The 15439-nt window shown below is 67.9% G+C and carries 14 protein-coding genes; 5 read left to right on the forward strand and 9 right to left on the reverse strand.

The window, feature by feature from the left end; all coding sequences use genetic code 11:
* Window positions 1–101: 101 nt before the first annotated feature.
* The 3 genes from SI859A1_RS03885 to SI859A1_RS03895 all read right to left on the reverse strand — a co-directional run bounded on the left by SI859A1_RS03885 (window position 102) and on the right by SI859A1_RS03895 (window position 2107).
* Complete coding sequence (locus SI859A1_RS03885) at window positions 102–1004, reverse strand: tetratricopeptide repeat protein (RefSeq protein ID WP_081451324.1); 903 nt, start codon at window positions 1002–1004, stop codon at window positions 102–104.
* 179 nt (window positions 1005–1183) lie between these two features.
* Window positions 1184–1408 carry a 30S ribosomal protein S21 gene (gene rpsU, locus SI859A1_RS03890; protein ID WP_040325191.1) on the reverse strand — a complete coding sequence of 75 codons (225 nt, stop codon included), beginning with the start codon at window positions 1406–1408 and terminating at the stop codon, window positions 1184–1186.
* A gap of 150 nt (window positions 1409–1558) precedes the next feature.
* Complete coding sequence (locus tag SI859A1_RS03895; protein WP_040325193.1) at window positions 1559–2107, reverse strand: DUF2380 domain-containing protein; 549 nt, start codon at window positions 2105–2107, stop codon at window positions 1559–1561.
* 232 nt (window positions 2108–2339) lie between these two features.
* Here SI859A1_RS03895 and SI859A1_RS03900 point away from each other — a divergent pair, with 232 nt between their 5' ends.
* From SI859A1_RS03900 to SI859A1_RS03920, 5 genes are all read left to right on the forward strand, one after another.
* Window positions 2340–3266 (forward strand): hypothetical protein, encoded by a 927-nt coding sequence (locus SI859A1_RS03900; RefSeq protein WP_148233720.1) that lies wholly within the window; start codon window positions 2340–2342, stop codon window positions 3264–3266.
* Between the two features lie 210 nt (window positions 3267–3476).
* Complete coding sequence (locus SI859A1_RS03905; RefSeq protein WP_009208557.1) at window positions 3477–4730, forward strand: sarcosine oxidase subunit beta family protein; 1254 nt, start codon at window positions 3477–3479, stop codon at window positions 4728–4730.
* Between the two features lie 16 nt (window positions 4731–4746).
* A complete protein-coding gene (locus SI859A1_RS03910; protein WP_081451325.1) occupies window positions 4747–5124 on the forward strand; it encodes a sarcosine oxidase subunit delta in 378 nt (125 codons plus the stop codon).
* Window positions 5121–8102, forward strand: a complete 2982-nt coding sequence (locus tag SI859A1_RS03915; protein ID WP_009208558.1) for a sarcosine oxidase subunit alpha family protein — start codon at window positions 5121–5123, stop codon at window positions 8100–8102. Before SI859A1_RS03910 ends, SI859A1_RS03915 begins: the two co-directional genes overlap by 4 nt.
* A 61-nt stretch (window positions 8103–8163) precedes the next feature.
* Window positions 8164–8727 carry a sarcosine oxidase subunit gamma gene (locus tag SI859A1_RS03920; protein ID WP_009208559.1) on the forward strand — a complete coding sequence of 188 codons (564 nt, stop codon included), beginning with the start codon at window positions 8164–8166 and terminating at the stop codon, window positions 8725–8727.
* Window positions 8728–8733: 6 nt separating this feature from the next.
* Here SI859A1_RS03920 and SI859A1_RS03925 read toward each other — a convergent pair whose 3' ends face one another.
* The 6 genes from SI859A1_RS03925 to SI859A1_RS03950 all read right to left on the reverse strand — a co-directional run bounded on the left by SI859A1_RS03925 (window position 8734) and on the right by SI859A1_RS03950 (window position 15341).
* The gene (locus SI859A1_RS03925) at window positions 8734–9348 is read right to left on the reverse strand and encodes a glutathione S-transferase family protein (RefSeq protein ID WP_040325197.1); all 615 of its coding nucleotides are present in this window, start codon (window positions 9346–9348) and stop codon (window positions 8734–8736) included.
* A gap of 82 nt (window positions 9349–9430) precedes the next feature.
* Entirely contained in the window at window positions 9431–10012 is a 582-nt protein-coding gene (locus SI859A1_RS03930; protein ID WP_040325199.1) for an NADPH-dependent FMN reductase, read from the reverse strand.
* Between the two features lie 42 nt (window positions 10013–10054).
* Window positions 10055–11188 carry a DUF1513 domain-containing protein gene (locus SI859A1_RS03935; RefSeq protein ID WP_050767426.1) on the reverse strand — a complete coding sequence of 378 codons (1134 nt, stop codon included), beginning with the start codon at window positions 11186–11188 and terminating at the stop codon, window positions 10055–10057.
* Window positions 11189–11247: 59 nt separating this feature from the next.
* Window positions 11248–12369, reverse strand: a complete 1122-nt coding sequence (locus SI859A1_RS03940; RefSeq protein ID WP_009208562.1) for an imelysin family protein — start codon at window positions 12367–12369, stop codon at window positions 11248–11250.
* Window positions 12366–13895, reverse strand: a complete 1530-nt coding sequence (locus tag SI859A1_RS03945) for a di-heme oxidoreductase family protein (RefSeq protein WP_009208563.1) — start codon at window positions 13893–13895, stop codon at window positions 12366–12368. Before SI859A1_RS03945 ends, SI859A1_RS03940 begins: the two co-directional genes overlap by 4 nt.
* 147 nt (window positions 13896–14042) lie before the next feature.
* On the reverse strand, window positions 14043–15341 hold the full coding sequence (locus tag SI859A1_RS03950; RefSeq protein WP_420804746.1) for an imelysin family protein: 1299 nt from the start codon (window positions 15339–15341) through the stop codon (window positions 14043–14045).
* Window positions 15342–15439 lie beyond the last annotated feature (98 nt).

Here is a 15439-nt window from a genome sequence, read left to right on the forward strand (position 1 = left end):
ATGTCATTTTGAAATGGCCGTGATCGCGAAGGTCACAGCCGCTCTCCCGGCCGCCGGGGGAGAGCGGGCCCGACCGCTTGCGCGGCCGGGCTTCGGGTCGATCAGGCGGCGTTGCCGCCGCGCGTGCGGGCCATGCCGTCCTTGGCCGGCACGTATTTCGGGTCGATCTGCGCGCCGCGCGCATAGGACTGGAAGGCGCGCTTGGTCTCGCCGCGACGCTCGTAGACCAGCGCCTGGTTGGTCCAGTACTCGGCTTTGGTGTCGTCGAGCTTCAGGGCGGTGTTGAAGTCTGTGAAGGCATTCTCCTCGTCGCCGAGGGCGAGATAGGAGACGCCGCGTCCCGAATAGGGCTCCGAGGCGTTGGCCTGCAGCGAGATCGCCGTCGAGAAGTCCTCGATCGCCTGCTTGTGCTGGCCGTCCTTCTGATAGAGCAGACCGCGATTGTGATAGGCACGCGGATCGGTGGTGTTCAGGTCGATGGCGCGCTGGAAGTCGGCCAGCGCTTCGCGGTTGCGACCGGCCACGCGATAGACGTTGCCGCGGCCGATATAAGCGGAATCATAGTTCGGGTTGATCCGCAGCGCCGCGTTGTAGTCCTCGACGGCCTTCAGCGGCTCGTTGGTCTGGCGGTAGACCAGCGCGCGGTTGGCATAGGCCTGATGGAAATTCGGGTCGAGCTGCAACGCCGTGGTGAAATCGGCGATCGCGGCCTTGTAGTTGCCGGCGCGGCCATAGGCGGTGCCGCGCACATTGTAGGCTTCCGGATCCCGCGGATTAGCGTCCACCGTCTGGCTGAGCGAAGCCAGGTTCTGCTCGAGACCCTGGTTCTGGTCGAGCGCGATCGCGGTCACGGCGGGGCCGTCGGCGGTCTGGCAGGCGGAGAGAATCGCGATCAGCCCGAGCGCCGCGGTTGTCCGCAGAAGCCCGGCCGCGCGACCGGCGGATTCATGCGGCGCGCAATGGTCGGCCGGGTGAAGGGCGATCGGGTGGGAAAGCTGCGGCATCGACGGACTGATCCTCAAGAGACGGTTCGGACATTCGGATCGCCAGGGACGCTCGCCCGCGCGGCGGCAAACCGAACTGACCTATGCCATGCATGCGGTTGCGCCGCAAACGACGAAAGGCGGCGGCCGGAGGCCGACCGCCGCACTTGAATCGCCAAAACGGTCGAAATTACGGCTGCTTAGTGGACGCGGCCGCCGGCGAGCAGGCCTTCGCGCTGGGCCTGCTTGCGGGCCAGCTTGCGACCGCGGCGAACCGCCTCGGCCTTCTCGCGAGCCCGCCTTTCGGAGGGCTTCTCGAATGCGCCGCGCATCTTCATTTCGCGGAAGATTCCTTCGCGCTGCATCTTCTTCTTGAGCGCGCGAAGCGCCTGGTCGACGTTGTTGTCGCGTACAACTACCTGCACAGGGGTGTTCCGTTTCTGAAGTGTGGACGGGCCGTATAGGGACGAGAAAAGCTGTGCCGCGGAGCCTGTTGCTTCGAAGCGCGCTGGCCGATAGCAGAAGATCGTCCTCTTGTCGAGGTCGTTAGGCCACACTGGCCGTGCCGAATGGCGTCAGCGGCTCACAACGCCGTCAGGGCCGGGCTCGGCGGCATCGAAGTCGGCCTGCGAGACATTCGTCACCACGAAGTCGGCAACCCTGACGAAGGCCTCGTCCGTGTCGCCGCGAAACGACAGGACGCGGCTGAAGACGTCCCTGCGATCCTCGATGTCGATGATGTCGACGCGGCCCATGCCAACAAGCGTCGAGACCTTCTGGACGGCCCCGAGCAGGAGATAGTCCACGTCGAGCGCCGCGGCGGCCTCGACCGCCTTTTCGACACTGAGGGTTCCGACGCTGCATTCGGGCTGGTCGCAGGTCAGCGCGACGACCTCGTACGCCGCGCGGTCGGCGAGGCCTTCGCCGAGTTTCGCTTCGAACAGGGCGATCCGTGCGGCATGTTCCGACGTCCTGTCGCCCGGCTCGCCCGACGTGTCGAGATAGTAGAAGTTGGCGAGCGCGATCCGGGGCGTATCGCTGTTTGCTGCGGCAGGTCCCGTGGCCGATGCGGCCAAGAGGCCGGCGACAAGGCCGATGGCGAGTTTGCGTGGAAATCCGGTCATTCCTGGTTCCTCCGTCCGTTCGCCCACCCGCCGGTGTCCCGGCCATGCAGTATCGGTCTCGCCATGTCTGGCACCCAGACCAAGGGCCGACAGGCAATCGCGATTTCACGATGGATATCGTATCCACCAAGAGTATATGCGCCCGCGCAGCCTTCGCTGCTTCAAGTGCAGTGCAAAATTGCCTAGGGTCGCGAAACTGACCCTAGGCCACCTGAGCGGGACACAACATAACATGAGTGACATTCGACGCGAGCGGACAATGGCTTCGGCCTCTGCACAGGCCTTGCCGCGCATCTCCTGGGGGGCGATCGTCGCGGGTTCGCTGCTGGCGATGGCGCTGCAATTCATGCTCGGCCTGCTGGGTCTGGGCATCGGCCTGTCCAGCATCGAGGCTGCCGCCGCCGGGGATGCGGGTGCGCTCCTGTCCGCCGGGGGGCTGTGGACCATCGCGGTGGTCCTGATCGGCCTGTTCGTCGGCGCCTATACTGCCGGCCGCCTGTCGGGCAGCGTTTCTCGAACCGACGCGGTTCTGCACGGCGTCATCACCTGGGCGACCTCCACCCTGGTGGTGGTGTTTCTCCTGACCAGCGGTGCCTCGGCAGTGGTGGGCGGCGCCTTCGGTGCGATCGGCAGTTCGATCCAGGGGCTGACCCAGGCGGCCACCACGGCGGCACCGCAATCGGATACGGGGCTTCCCGATCCGATCCGCCGCGAGGTCGCGCAGCTTCTCGATCGCGCGACGGCCGCCCCGGCCCCGCAGCCGGCCGACGCCGCAGGGCCTGATGGCGAGGACGCCGTTGCGGGCGACGGCGAGGCGAATGTCGCGGGTCAGACTGCCGAGGCCGGATCCGTCGATCTTGCCAGCGCAGTGTCGACGATCGCTGCCGGACTTGCCGAGGATGCAACGTCCGACGAGCGCTCCGCCGCCGTGCAGGCCATTGCCGACGGAGCGGGTATCCCGACCGCGCAGGCGCGCCAGCGGCTGCAGGCGTTCCAGCAGCGTTTCGACGAGGCACAGCGCGATGCCCGGCGTGCGGCGGCTGAGGCGGCGCAGGTGGTGTCCTCCGCGTCCTTCGGTGCCTTCGTTGCCTTGCTGCTGGGCCTGCTGGTCGGCGCGGCCGGTGGTTTCGTCGGCCGGTCCCGCCGGTCGGTGATGTAAACCCGCCAGGGACGGCGGCGATCGCGGACCCCGCGCCGTCGCCGCCGGCATTTCGTCGCTGCGTCACCGGCCGTCGCAATCGGAGCATGGTGCGGCGCGATCCCCGCTAGACATGGAGAGCGCGGCCATTGCTCCAGCGGGCAGGGCAGCGCTACACCTGACGGGCGGACGGTGTCCTCGATCGTGCGCCATTCGGATGCGGGGCGAATTATGCGACGATTTTCGGCCTTCGCGCTGGCACGCGAAGCAATGCGTGGCCATTCCGGCTGGACCGAGCAATGGGCCTCGCCCGAGCCGCGCAAGACCTACGACGTGGTCATCGTCGGCGCTGGCGGCCATGGGCTGGCCACGGCCTATTATCTCGCCAAGGAGCACGGCATCACCGACATCGCGGTGATCGAGAAGGGCTGGCTCGGCGGCGGCAACACCGGCCGCAACACCACGATCATCCGTTCCAATTATCTCTACGACGAATCGGCTGCGCTCTACGACCACGCGGTGACCCTGTGGGAGGGCCTGTCGCAGGACCTCAATTACAACGTCATGTTCTCGCCCCGCGGCGTCCTGATGCTGTCGCACAACGAGCACGACCGGCAGGGCGCCCAGCGCCACATTCACGCCAACCGGCTGAACGGCGTCGACAACGAATGGCTGACGCCGGACGAGTGCAAGGCCTATTGCCCGCCGCTGAACATCTCGGCGAACACGCGCTATCCGGTGATCGGCGGCGCGCTGCAACGGCGCGGCGGCACCGCGCGGCATGATGCCGTCGCCTGGGGTTATGCCCGTGCGGCCTCGGCAAGGGGCGTGCATGTCCTGCAGAACACCACCGTCACCGGCATCCGGCGCAGCGCCGACGGCCGTGTGGCGGGCGTCGAGACGACGCGCGGTTTCATCGGCGCCCGCAAGGTCGGCGTCGTGGCGGCGGGCAACACCTCCGTCGTGATGGACATGGCCGGCGTGCGCATGCCGATCGAGAGCTACCCGCTGCAGGCGGTGGTCTCCGAGCCGGTGAAGCCGTGCTTTCCCTGCGTGGTGATGTCCAACACCGTCCACGCCTATGTCTCCCAGTCGGACAAGGGCGAACTGGTGATCGGGGCCGGCACCGACCAGTATCCGTCCTATTCACAGACCGGCAGCCTCTCGATCTTCAACCACACGCTCGACGCGATCGCCGAGATGTTCCCGATCTTCCGGCGCATGCGGATGCTGCGGACCTGGGGCGGCATCGTCGACGTGACGCCGGACCGCTCGCCGATCCTGTCGAAGACGCCAGTGCCGGGGCTCTACGTCAATTGCGGCTGGGGCACCGGTGGCTTCAAGGCGACGCCGGGCTCGGGTCACGTCTTTGCGCATACGATCGCCCGCGACGAGCCGCATCCCATCAATGCCGCCTTCAGCCTCGACCGCTTCGAGACCGGGCGCTTCATCGACGAGGCGGCTGCGGCCGCCGTCGCCCACTAGCGCGGAAAGGCGGACGATGCTGCTGATCCATTGCCCCTATTGCGAGGACGACCGGCCGGAACCGGAGTTCCGCCATGCCGGCGAGGCTCACATTTCGCGGCCCTCGGCAGAGCTCGACGCCGGGCGGGCGGTCGCCGAATCCCTTTATCTGCGCACCAACACGCGCGGCGTGGTGTTCGAGCGCTGGCGGCATGTGCATGGCTGCGGCCGCTTCTTCAACGCCGCCCGGCATTCCGTGTCCGACCGGTTTCTTGCTCTCTACAAGGCCGGCGAGCCGAAACCGGACATTGCCGCCGACGATGGCCTTGCGCTCGACCCGCTTGGCACGGGCGCCACGCCGGCAACCATTGGCGCCGACGGTCTGAATGTCGGTGGCGGGGAGACGGGCCGATGACGGCGCGGCGACTTCCCGAGTCCGGCCGTCTCGGCAATGCCCGGCGCATTGCTTTCAGCTTCGACGGCCAGCGCTATGCGGGCCGCGAAGGCGACACGCTGGCTTCGGCGCTGCTGGCGAACGGCATTCATCTGACCGGCCGCTCGTTCAAGTATCACCGGCCGCGGGGCATCGTCGGCTCGGGGCCCGAGGAGCCCAATGCGCTGGTCGAGATCTGCCGCGACGCGGCGCGGCGCACGCCCAACATCCGCGCTACCATGCAGCCGCTCCATGACGGGCTGGAGGCCGTCAGCCAGAATCGCTGGCCGTCGCTCGATTTCGACGTCGGGGCCGTCAACGGGCTGTTCTCGCGCTTCCTGACGGCCGGCTTCTACTACAAGACTTTCATGTGGCCGAAGACCTTCTGGCACCGGGTCTACGAGCCTTATATCCGCGCCGCTGCGGGGCTTGGGCGGGCGCCGGATGCGCCCGATACCGATACTTACGCCAACCGCTTTGCGCATGTGGACGTGCTCGTCGCGGGCGGGGGCGCGGCGGGCCTCGCCGCGGCGCTCGAGGCTGGCGCGAGCGGGGCGAGCGTCCTGATCTGCGACGAGAATGCCGGTTTCGGCGGCTGGCTGCGGGCTGAAAGCGGCACGACGATCGACGGCGCGCCGGCGATGGACTGGGTCGGCGATGCCGTGGCCCGTCTCGCGGCGATGCCGAATGTGCGGGTGATGCCCCGCACCACCGCCTTCGGCTACTACAACCACAACATGCTCGCGCTCTGCGAACAGGTGACCGAGCATCTGGCGCAGCCGGACCCGGCCATGCCGCGCGAGCGGCTGTGGCAAGTGCGGGCGAAGCAAGTGGTGCTGGCGACCGGCTCGATCGAGCGGCCGCTGGTGTTTCCGGACAACGACCGGCCGGGGATCATGCTGGCGGGCGCGGCGCGGCTCTATCTCAACCATTACGGCGTCGCGGTGGGAGAGCGGGTCTGCGTCTTCACCGCCCATGACGCGGCCTATGCCACGGCGCTGGATCTCAAGCGCGCCGGTGTGGACGTGCCGGCCATCGTCGATCTGCGCGAGGAACCGGGGCCGGGTCTCGTGGGCGCGGCGGGGGCTGCGGGCATCGAGGTGCTCTGCGGCTATGGCGTGAAGAGCGTGCGGGGCCGGCGCCGGATCCGCGGGATCACCATCGAGGAGCTTCGCTCGGGGCACGACAACCGCAGCTTCGACTGCGATGCGCTGCTGATGTCGGGCGGCTTCACGCCGTCGGTGCATCTGTTCTCGCAATCGCGCGGCAAGCTCGCCTTCGACGCGGACCTGCAGGCCTATGTGGCGTCCGAGCCGGTGCAGGCCTGCGTCAGTGTGGGCGCGGCCGCCGGCCAGTTCGATCTCGCCGAGACAATTATAGACGCGCGCACCGCCGGTCGCGCGATCGCTGGCGGTGATGACGCTGCGGCGGAGCCGGTCATGGTCGAGGGCGCGGCCGGGTTCGGTGGCGGCATGGCCGGGGTGACGCCGGCGGCCGGTCCAGGCAAGGCCGTGAAGGCGTTCGTCGACTTCCAGAACGACGTGACGGCACGCGACATCCGTCTCGCTGTCGCCGAGGGTTTCCGGTCGGTCGAGCATATCAAGCGTTTCACTACCACCGGGATGGCGACCGACCAGGGCAAGACGTCGAACATTCACGTCCTGGGGGTTGCGGCCGAGGCACTCAGCCGGCCGATGCCCGAGGTGGGGCTCACCACCTTCCGCGCGCCCTTCACGCCGGTGTCCTTCGGCACCATTGCGGGCTTCGCGCGGGGCGCGCTGTTCGATCCGACCCGGCAGACGCCGATCCACGAGAGCGCGGCGGCAGACGGCGCGGTGTTCGAGGATGTCGGCATGTGGAAGCGTGCCTGGTATTTCCCGCGTGGCGCCGACAAGCACGCGGCGGTGGACCGTGAATGCCGCGCGGTGCGCGAGGCGGCGGGGCTGTTCGACGCCTCGACGCTCGGCAAGGTAGAGCTGGTAGGGCCTGATGCCGGGGCGTTTCTCGACCTGATGTATGCGACGCCGCTGTCGCGGCTCGCCGTGGGCAAGTGCCGCTATGCGCTGATGCTGAACGAGGCGGGCTTCATCATCGACGATGGCATCGTTGCGAGGATCGCCGAGAACCGTTTTCACGTGACCACTACGACGGGGGGTGCGCCGCGCGTGCTCAACCTCATGGAGGATTACCGCCAGACCGAATTTCCCGAGATGGCGGTCTGGACCAGCTCGATCAGCGAACAATGGGCGGTGATCGCCGTGCAGGGGCCGCGGGCAAGAGACCTGATCGCGCCGTTCGTCGAAGGGCTGGGCATCGGGCCGGACGCCTTCGCGCACATGTCCGTCGCCGAATGCCGCTTCATGGGACTGCCCTGCCGTCTGTTCCGCGTGTCCTTCACCGGCGAACTCGGCTTCGAGGTCAACGTGCCGTCGGATTACGGTCGCAGCGTCTGGGACACGCTGCGCGAGCGGGGACGCAGCCTGGGCGTCGAGCCCTATGGCACCGATGCCATGCATGTGCTGCGGGCCGAAAAGGGCTACATCATCGTCGGCCAGGAGACGGACGGGACGGTGACGCCGGCCGATGCCGGCATGGCCTGGGCGGTGTCGCGCAAGAAGGCTGATTTCGTCGGCAAGCGCGGGCTGGAGCGGCCGGATTTGTCGGCACCGGGCCGCAAGCAGCTCGTTGGGCTGAAGACCGCCAATCCGCTGACGGTTCTGGAAGAGGGGGCGCAGCTCGTTGCCGATCCGAACCAGCGCGTGCCGATGACCATGCTCGGCCATGTGACCTCTGCCTATCGCTCGCAGACGCTGGGGCGGTCCATCGCACTGGCGATGGTCAAGGACGGGCGCAAGCTGGTCGGCCAGACGCTCTACGTGCCCATGCCGACGGAGACGATCGCGGTGGAAGTGACGGAGCCGGTGTTTTTCGATCCGGACGGGGAGCGGCTGCATGGTTGATGCGCAGACGAACGGCCCGAAGGGGGCAAAGCCGGCGCATGGGGCTGGCGGAACCGGCGACATGCCGCGGCGGCTCTCGCCGCTCGATGGTCGCCAGGCCAGCGGGCCCGGCGTGACGCTGGTTCCGGCCGCGCCGCGCCGCCGTCTGATCCTGCGGGCAAGGGGCGATGCCATCGCCGCCGCCGGTACCGCGCTCGGTCTGGAATTGCTCATACGGCCGAAGACGAGCGCCCGGCAGGGCGGCGTGGCGGCGCTCTGGCTGGGACCGGACGAATGGCTGATCCTCGACGAGAGCGAGGCAGCGGAATCCCTCGCCGCGTCGGATGGGCCCCTGGCCGAGGCGCTCGCCGCCGTCTCCGGCATCGCCTTGGTCGATATTTCCCATCGCAATGTCGGGGTCGTGGTCGACGGGCCAGCCGCCGAAGCGGTCGTTGCCGCTGGCTGTCCGCAGGATATTCGGCCGGTCAGTTTTCCGGTCGGGGCCTGCAGCCGCACGATCCTGTCGAAGGCGGAGATCGTTCTGTGGCGGACCGGCGAACAGCGGTTCGAGATCGAGTGCTGGCGATCCTTTGCGGACTATACCTGGACGTTCCTCGCGGAGGCGAGCCGGGCGCCAGCGGTGTGAGAAGGGTCAGAGAGGCGCCATCGACCGCCGGAAGGCGTCGCGGTCGATGACGCGCTCGACATAGGCCTGGATGGGCGTGCTGTCGCCGATGCGGGGTGCGCCGATCATACCCGCCCAGTTCAGCTCAGCGCCGATATAGAGATCGGCGGCGGTGAAATTGTCACCCAGCAGGTAGGGGCCGCGCGACAATGCGGCTTCCAGGGTGTCGATCACGTCGTTGTAGCAGCCCCAGCCGACGGTGGATTTCGACAGCGGTACGGCGTCCTTGCGCATCATCGTCTCGGTCAGCGCCGGTTCGAAGCAGCTTCCGCCGAAGAACAGCCAGCGATAATAGCTGCCGCGTTCGGGGCGATCCTGGCGGGGCGCGAGACCGGCGGCGGGATAGGCATCGGCGAGCCATGCGATGATGGCGGGCGTTTCGGTGATCACCGTGCCGTCGTCCAGCACCAGCGCCGGGATCTTGCCCATGGGATTGATCGTCAGGAAGTCCGGGCGGCGATTGTCGCCCGCCTCGAAATCGATCGGCACGATGTCGTGCTCGGCGCCGACTTCCTCGAGCATCCAGCGCACCATCGCGGCCCGGCTGCGTGGATTGTGGTAGAATGTCAGCCGACCCGGCATCGTCCGTCTCCCGACCATGGCCTTGCATCCGGAGCGATCATGGCAGAGTGCGATGACGAGGGGAAGTTCGGCCGTTACCGGCTCAGGACGGGGTGCCGTCGGCCTCGCGCTTGGCCTTCAGCGCCGTGGCGTACCATTCGAATTCGTCGAGCCATTTTGCCGCCGAGCGGTCGATCCAGTCCTCCATGGCGGTGCCGTCCTCTCCCAGCGAATTGCCGATCGAGGGGATGGCGAGGATCGACGGCAGGCTGGGCATGCCCATTTCGGCGAGGATCGGGCGCAGCGCGATCGCGGCCCTGACACCGCCGAACCGGCCGGCGGAATAGGAGACGATCGTCGAGGGGCGCCAGAAATACTCCTCGAGAAAATAGTCGAGCGTGTTCTTCAGCGCGGGCGGGACCGACTGGTTGTATTCGGCGCTGACGATGATGAAGCCGTCGGCCCGCCGATAGAGGTCGGCCAGCCGTTCCAGCTTCTCCGGCGCCTCGCCGCGCGGATATTCCTTGTACATCCTGTCGAGGAGCGGCAGGTCGAGTTCCATCGGGTCGACCAGCACCGGTTCGTGCCCGCGTTCGCGCAGCTTCGCGATGACGAATTTCGCCGCCTTGATGCCTTGCCGTTCGGTGCGCACCGAGCCGAGAATGACGGGAACGAGCAGGGACATGGACGTGACCTCCTTGAGCGCGGAGAGTGATCGTCCGCCGGGTCAGCCCACCGCGTCAAGCGCCAGGATGTGGTTGTCCCATTCGAGGTCGGCCCGGGTCGGGCTGTCGTCGTCTTCCAGGCGGACGATGTCGCCGGCGCCGCTGGTCGCCATGAAGCCGGAACCATCGGGGGCGAGGCCGCAGCCGTCGCGCATGGCATGACGGGAGAGGATGTTGCCCGTGGCCGCCTCGAGGATCAGCATCGTGTTGCCGACCGGCGAGGAGACCGCGACGCGGGCACCGTCGCGGCTGGCGGCAACCGAGCCGATATAATTGCCGAGACCGGCAAGATCGGTCTCCGGCATGGCGGTGAGGGCCAGCGGCCGGCCGGCTTCGACAAAGCCCACCAGCGGCGGCGCGTCGCTGGACGCGCCCTGATACTGGCCGCCGAACCACACCCGGTTTCGCGCATCCACGGCGATGTGATGCAGCGACAGCTTGTGCAGATGCGATGGCAGCAACTGCCTGTCGAGAAGGTCGCCGCTGCGCCGATCGATGAAGGCGATGGACGGCTCCATGGTGGAAAGGTTCAGCTTCTGCCGGCCGTAATCGGGGTGGGTCTCGATGCCGCCATTGGCGACGACGATCATCTCGCCGTCGGGCATCAGCAGAGCCTCGTGGGTGTCCATGCCGTGGGAATCGAACTCGCCGATACGCCGGTAGCCGGCCGCGACGTCGTAGACGCCGATCACGCCGTGCGCCGCGTCATAGTCGTTCTCGGTGGCGTACATCAGCGACCCGTCGGGCGAAAAGAAGCCATGACCGAAGAAATGCCGGCCTTCGATCGAGGTCAGGGTCTGAAGCGTCTCGCCACTGACGGGATCGAAGACGATGGCGAAGGTGCGCGGCCGGCGGGCGAAGACAACCGCGCGGCGACGGACGGGATCATAGGCGACGTCGTGGCCGCGATCGGGCAGGGAGACCGTCGAGACGATCTCGCCGCGCTCGGAAAAGATCGCGCAGCCATAGCTGCCGTCGGGCCGCCGGCAGGCCGCGCCGAACAGGGCGTCGGTTCGCTCAAGTGCGGCGGCGGAACGGGCGGACAGGCCCCCGACGAAGGCGGCACCTGCACCTGCAAGAAAGCGCCGGCGGTCGAGAAGGATGCCGCGGCTGGCGGGATGAGGGCGGAAGGACATGAGACAATTCCCGGTGCGTGCCATGAGCAGCGCCTGTGTTGGTTCGGCGTGAGCGACCCTCAATCGCCGTCGAGGGCCGAGAAGCCGGCGGACAGGCCGAGAATGGGCGAGACCTGTTCGGCAAACTGGCTCTGCAGGCTGTCGGTGACAATCAGGAGATAGGTCAGCCCCTGGCGCTTGTCGGCTTCGCGCGCGACCTCTGTCAGCGGCGGCGCAAGTTCGGACAGGGTGCGGCCGGCATTGGCGAACTCGAACAGGATCGAATCCTTCAGATAGGCCTGGGGCGCGGGCAGGAGGGCAGCGAGCTTCGATGCGGCGAAGAGGTCTTTCATGCCGGCGAAATTGGCGCGCAGGGACGCCAGCGCGAGTTCGGAGCGGCGAAACAGGAAGAGATTGGGCTTCGCTGCCTCGGCGCTTTCGCCCATCGCCGGGCGCAGCCGCAGGTCACGTATCGCCTCGAAGCCATGGATGAAGATGCCGACGATCTCCTGCAGCGAATCCTCCGCGCTGCGCCAGGCCGGATCGGCGGCGTCCGGCGCGGTCAGGCGGGCGGCGATGCCGGCATCCTCCGACCAGGCGGCGTCGAGTTCGCCGGCAATGGATGCAAGGTTGCGGGCGATGGCGCGGCCGTAGATGCAGCGAAAGCCGCCGCGATCCGTGGCGAGCGTCTCGGCATCCGTCCCGTGCAGGACGAATTCCAGGGCGCCCAGTCCCTGGACGGCGACCGACTTGCCGGCGAGGCGCTCCTGCGTGGTCGCTGTCTCGTCCTCGCCGCCGAGAATACCCTGGATCTGGCGCAGGGCGATGCCGCGTCGGTCGGGGAAGAACAGGATCTTCTCCAGCCGGTTGTCGTCCATGACCGGGCCGAAGCGGACGAACTCGATGCGTGACCAGCTCGCCGCGAGACCGGCGAAGCGGTCGCGTGCGTCCTGCAGCGCGGCGTCGCCCGTTTCGCTGCAGAGGGCATCCATGGCGCTCGCGGCGGCTGCGGCGCGGTCGTGGAATTGCGCATAGCCCGGCCGGATAAAGCCGTCGATGGCGTTGGCGACGACCGCCAGCTTCTCGGCCTCAGTCGCATGGCTCGGCTCGGGCGGGCCGTCCTCCTGGCCATGCGAGGCCGTGGCGCCGGCAAGCAGAAGCGCAAGGCCGACAAGGGCTCGGCGGGAGAGAGAAGCGATCATAGGGACTCCAGGAAAACGTGCAGCGCGGCGCGGTCGGCCTTGTCCATCTCAGCATAGGCGTCGCGCGCGGGCTTGCCTTCGCCGCCATGCCACAGGATCGCTTCGGTCAGATTGCGGGCGCGGCCGTCGTGCAGGAAGAGGGTGTGGCCGTTGACGATCTCGGTCAGTCCAATGCCCCACAAGGGCGGGGTGCGCCATTCGTTGCCGTCGGCGTCGCCCACCGGGCGGCCGTCAGCGAGGCCGTCGCCCATGTCGTGCAGCAGGAAGTCGGAATAGGGCCAGATCAGCTGAAACCGGAGCGCCTTGTCCTTGGCATTGCGCGAGGTGACGAATTTCGGCGTGTGGCAGGTGGCGCAGCCGGCATCGTAGAAGAGCTGCTTGCCTTTCAGCACGTCCGGCGCATCGACGTCGCGCCGGGCCGGGACCGCGAGGTTCTGCGAATAGAAGGTGACGAGCCCGAGGATCGGATCGGGCGCCTCCACCTCGCCGAGGCGCGGCTGGACGCCGGACGGCGCGTCGCGGCAGATGGTCTGGGCGATCGAGCATTCGCCGAATGCATCGGTGACCAGTGGCGTCGAGATGCCGATGTCGCCGGAAAACGCCTCCGCCGTCTGGGTCTCGATGGTCGGGATGGTCGCCTTCCAGCCGAAGCGGGCGAGGACCGGCTCGCCGGACTTCGGATCGCGCGCCATGGACGGCTTGCCGGAGATGCCATCGCCATCGGCGTCGTTCGGGTCGGCGAGGGCGAGGATGTCGGCGGGTTCGATCTGCTCGACGAGGCCGAGGCCGATCATCGGCGGCGCGACCCGCGGCGACATCAGGACATTCTCTGCCATCGGCCCGTAGGCGAGGTCGGCGACGGAATAGGTCGGGTGGCGCAGCGAGGCGGTGGTGCCGTCGGCGAGGGCGACTTGGCGCTCGTCATAATCGATGACGACGCGGCCCTCCGGCTTCAGGCCCGGCGTGGCGAAGGTCTGGAACTGGCCGCCATAGGTCGGCTCGGGAATGCGGCTGAGTTCGTGCGTGGCGAGCTTGCGGCGCTCTTCTTCCGTCGAGGGCGGGACCGACAGGCGCAGGAACATGGAGACCGCGTCTTCGCCGGGCCGGGGCGGGCGGCCGCGGCCATCCTTGATGTGGCAGCTCTGGCAGGAGCGGGCATTGAACAGCGGTCCGAGACCGTCGGACGCCTCGGTCGAGGAGGGCGAGGAGACCCAGAGCTTGCGGAAAAGGGCGTTGCCCAGCTTGAAGCGGTCTTCGCCGGCGAAGGTCTGGTTGGCCGACACCTGGCTGAAGGAATCGCGATTGACGAGCTTGGTCGAGGTCGCGCCACCGCCGGGCATCGCCTCGAAATCTTCCGGTTTGGTGAAGTCGGTGGTCGGTGTCGTCACGGCCCGGACACGGGCCAGATCCTTCGGCGCCAGGTCATCGCGGACCGGCCGGTCCAGCCCGATGGCGGCGCCGATCGGAAGCGCCAGCGGCACGGTCAGCGCCGCCGCGAAGATTGCCATGCCTGCGGCGAAGCGCATCCGCCTCTCCCGATATCGACGCGGCGAACCCGCCGCGCCCCGGTATTGTCGATTATCGCGCCGGCCGCACTGCGGCGAAGGGTCTCGTCGGCGCGGTCAAAGCCACCTCCGAGGAACCCTGGGGGCCGCCGGAGGTGGCGCTGGAGCTTACTGGAAGACGGCGTTGACGTTGTCCAGACTGTCGGAGCCCTCGATGCTGACATTGCCCAGATCAAGTGCCGCGACTGCGCGCTCGATGGCGCGGGTCTGGTCGACGAGGCCGTCGATCGCGGCCTGGACGCGGGCGTTGCCCTCATCGTTGCCTTCGCCGATCTGCTGGTCGTAGGCCTCGCCGTCCTCGGCCGCCTTGGCCATCGTCTCCATCGCGGACACCGTCGCGTCGAGCTTGGCGCGCAGCTCCTGATCGATCTCCGGCGCACTGGCGGCAACGAGGTCGGAGACGGACGGGCCCTCGACAATCGTTCCGTCGGTGCGCTCGTAGCGGCCGGTATAGACGTTGCGAATGCCGATGGCGTCGTGGAGGTGCGAAATGTGGGTGTTGTCGGAGAAGCAGTCATGCTCCTCTTCCGGATCGTGCAGCAGCAGGCCGAGCTTCATGCGCTCGCCGGCCAGTTCGCCATAGGAGAGCGACCCCATGCCGGTGAGGATCGCGGAAATGCCGTTCTCGGGAGAATCGAGCAGAGCCTTGCGGGCGGCGCCGTCCTTTTCCCAATTGCCGACCATCTCTTCCAGATCGGTGACCAGCAGGTCGGTGGCCGCGTCGAGATACTGGCCGCGACGGTCGCAATTGCCGCCCGTGCAGTCGTCGCCGCCGGCAAAATCGGTGTGCGGGCGCTCGCCGGCCCCGGCATCCGTGCCGTTCAGGTCCTGGCCCCAGAGCAGGAACTCGACGGCATGGTAGCCGGTGGCGACATTCGCCTCGACGCCGCCGGCTTCCTGCAGCTTGTCCTGAAGGAGCTCGGGCGTGATCGTCGACGCGTCGATGGTCTCGCCGCCGATGGTGATCGACGGGTTGGCGATGACGTTGGCGGTGTAGAGATTGTTCGCGTCGGACTCGGTGCCGTAGGTGCCGGCGACGTAGTCGATCAGCCCCTCGTCCAGCGGCCAGGCGTTCACGCGGCCTTCCCAGTCGTCGACGATCGGATTGCCGAAGCGGAAGGCCTCGGTCTCCTGGTAGCTCGGCCGGGCAGCCCGCCATGCGTCACGGGCGGCCTTCAGGGTCGCCTCGCTGGGGCCGGCGATCAGGGCGTCGGTGGCCTCGTCGAGCGTCTTTGCCGCAGCGAGCGCGTCCTGATAGCCGGCAAGCGCGATGTCGGAATAGTTCGCGAGAACCGCAGCCTTGTCCGGCGCGCCGTCGGCGGCGAGGGCCGATGGGGCGGCTGCCAGCAGGAAGACGCCGGAAAGGGCGGCGAGGCCGGTTCGGGCCATCGGGCGAAGAGAGGTCATGGTCGTGCTCCAGTTCTGGCCGAACGCCTGTCCGGCTTCTGCCAAATTGCCAGGGGCGAGCCGTCAGCCCGTGACTGTCGTTTGGGCTAGAACTTGCG

Source organism: Aurantimonas manganoxydans SI85-9A1 (genome assembly GCF_000153465.1).
Taxonomy (GTDB): Bacteria; Pseudomonadota; Alphaproteobacteria; order Rhizobiales; family Rhizobiaceae; genus Aurantimonas; species Aurantimonas manganoxydans.

What these genes read in the sequence shown, in the direction of transcription:
- SI859A1_RS03885 (WP_081451324.1), bottom strand. Translation starts at nt 1,004, where the DNA reads ATGCCGCAGCTTTCCCACCCGATCGCCCTTCACCCGGCCGACCATTGC.
- SI859A1_RS03895 (WP_040325193.1), bottom strand. Translation starts at nt 2,107, where the DNA reads ATGACCGGATTTCCACGCAAACTCGCCATCGGCCTTGTCGCCGGCCTC.
- SI859A1_RS03900 (WP_148233720.1), top strand. Translation starts at nt 2,340, where the DNA reads ATGAGTGACATTCGACGCGAGCGGACAATGGCTTCGGCCTCTGCACAG.
- SI859A1_RS03905 (WP_009208557.1), top strand. Translation starts at nt 3,477, where the DNA reads ATGCGACGATTTTCGGCCTTCGCGCTGGCACGCGAAGCAATGCGTGGC.
- SI859A1_RS03910 (WP_081451325.1), top strand. Translation starts at nt 4,747, where the DNA reads ATGCTGCTGATCCATTGCCCCTATTGCGAGGACGACCGGCCGGAACCG.
- SI859A1_RS03915 (WP_009208558.1), top strand. Translation starts at nt 5,121, where the DNA reads ATGACGGCGCGGCGACTTCCCGAGTCCGGCCGTCTCGGCAATGCCCGG.
- SI859A1_RS03920 (WP_009208559.1), top strand. Translation starts at nt 8,164, where the DNA reads ATGCCGCGGCGGCTCTCGCCGCTCGATGGTCGCCAGGCCAGCGGGCCC.
- SI859A1_RS03925 (WP_040325197.1), bottom strand. Translation starts at nt 9,348, where the DNA reads ATGCCGGGTCGGCTGACATTCTACCACAATCCACGCAGCCGGGCCGCG.
- SI859A1_RS03930 (WP_040325199.1), bottom strand. Translation starts at nt 10,012, where the DNA reads ATGTCCCTGCTCGTTCCCGTCATTCTCGGCTCGGTGCGCACCGAACGG.
- SI859A1_RS03935 (WP_050767426.1), bottom strand. Translation starts at nt 11,188, where the DNA reads ATGTCCTTCCGCCCTCATCCCGCCAGCCGCGGCATCCTTCTCGACCGC.
- SI859A1_RS03940 (WP_009208562.1), bottom strand. Translation starts at nt 12,369, where the DNA reads ATGATCGCTTCTCTCTCCCGCCGAGCCCTTGTCGGCCTTGCGCTTCTG.
- SI859A1_RS03945 (WP_009208563.1), bottom strand. Translation starts at nt 13,895, where the DNA reads ATGCGCTTCGCCGCAGGCATGGCAATCTTCGCGGCGGCGCTGACCGTG.
- SI859A1_RS03950 (WP_420804746.1), bottom strand. Translation starts at nt 15,341, where the DNA reads ATGACCTCTCTTCGCCCGATGGCCCGAACCGGCCTCGCCGCCCTTTCC.